This window comes from Microbacterium sp. HSID17254 (genome assembly GCF_003989315.1).
In the GTDB taxonomy this organism is placed as follows: Bacteria; Actinomycetota; Actinomycetes; order Actinomycetales; family Microbacteriaceae; genus Microbacterium.
Window position 1 is genome coordinate 1 of the sequence record NZ_RBLT01000101.1, and the last position, 1,209, is coordinate 1,209.

At 65.3% G+C, this 1,209-nt stretch carries 1 protein-coding gene and 1 pseudogene; both read right to left on the minus strand.

What is annotated here, in order from left to right:
- A partial coding sequence (locus tag D8M34_RS17920; RefSeq protein ID WP_126894699.1) for a ParB/RepB/Spo0J family partition protein occupies window positions 1-679 on the minus strand: 679 nt, incomplete at its 3' end.
- A 2-nt stretch (window positions 680-681) separates the two neighbouring features.
- Window positions 682-1,209, minus strand: a pseudogene (locus D8M34_RS19110) (ParA family protein); the annotation flags it as partial.

Sequence of the window (1,209 nt, forward strand, 5' to 3'; positions counted from 1 at the left end):
GTGTGCCACTCCGATATACGACAGCCTGCTCCTCGGCACCGAGTGGGTACAGGCTTCTGGCGATCTTGAAGCGCAGCTCCCCCTGCTGAAGCAGGCCTTGCAGCTCAGGAATCAGCTGGAGCAACCCTACACGCTGCTGGACGTAGCCAAGCGACTTCCCGATCTCGGCTGCTACCTTGCGCAAGCTCTGTCCACGGTTTACCTGTCGCTGGAGGAACTCGGCCTCCTTGAGCAGCGGCAGATCGGAGCGCTGCAGGTTCTCGATCAGTACCCGGCTCTCGATCTCCTCCGGCGTCCCGATCCACTCGGGAGCTCGAACATCGAGGGTGGCGAGGCCAGCTAGCCCGGCAGCTAACAGTCGTCGGTTCCCGATGAAGACCACCCACGGCGCGGGGGTCAGCCGCTCGGCGGTGTCGGGGAAAGCTCGCAGGAAGTCCTCGCGCGCGATGACTTGAGCTTGCTGCAGCTGGCCATGTCTGCGCATCGTCTCTGCCAGCTCTTCGACGTCCTCGTCGCGATTGTGGTCGCGTGGATTCAACGGGTTCACCTGGAGCTGGTCAAGCGCTAGCTTGCTCGGCGGCGTGGCGAGGCGGGTTCGCATCGCATCGCGTGCCATCGCAGCTCCGGGACCGGCCACCCGGCCGCGCTCCATCTCGCCGAAGTCCTTCTTTTTCGCCACGCCTACCTCTCCCCCGCACCCACCGTGACCGTCTCCGGGGTAACCGTCTCCAACGGCGGCCACGCTGCGAGCTCGTCACTCCGTGCTACGCCGGCAGCGAGATCCAAATGCAGCGCGATGCGCCGGTATGCGTCGGCGATCGGCGCGCTGGGCTGATGGTCGGTTAGCGTCTGCCCGCTGAACCATGCTTCCTCGACCGCCGCGGCCAAGGGCAGAGGCGCCAGGAACGGAAAAGGCGGCACGTCACCGTCACCGACCCCGTACTCCTCGAGCTCCGCCATCTTGTAGCGCGCGATGCCGGACAGCGGACGTCGATACACCCCGGGAACCATCCCGTGGAGCTCCCGTCGAGGAAGCTCCAGTTCGTCTTCGATGACCGCGACCTGCTCGATCAGTAGCCGAAGAGCTCGGAGCGAGGCGTTGCTCGGCTGGGTCGGACTCATCATTCCGTCAGCTGCGACACGTGCTGTGTCGGCTAGGACGTCGAGCGACGGCGTGCAGTCGTGCACCTCGTCGTCGTACTTGCCGTT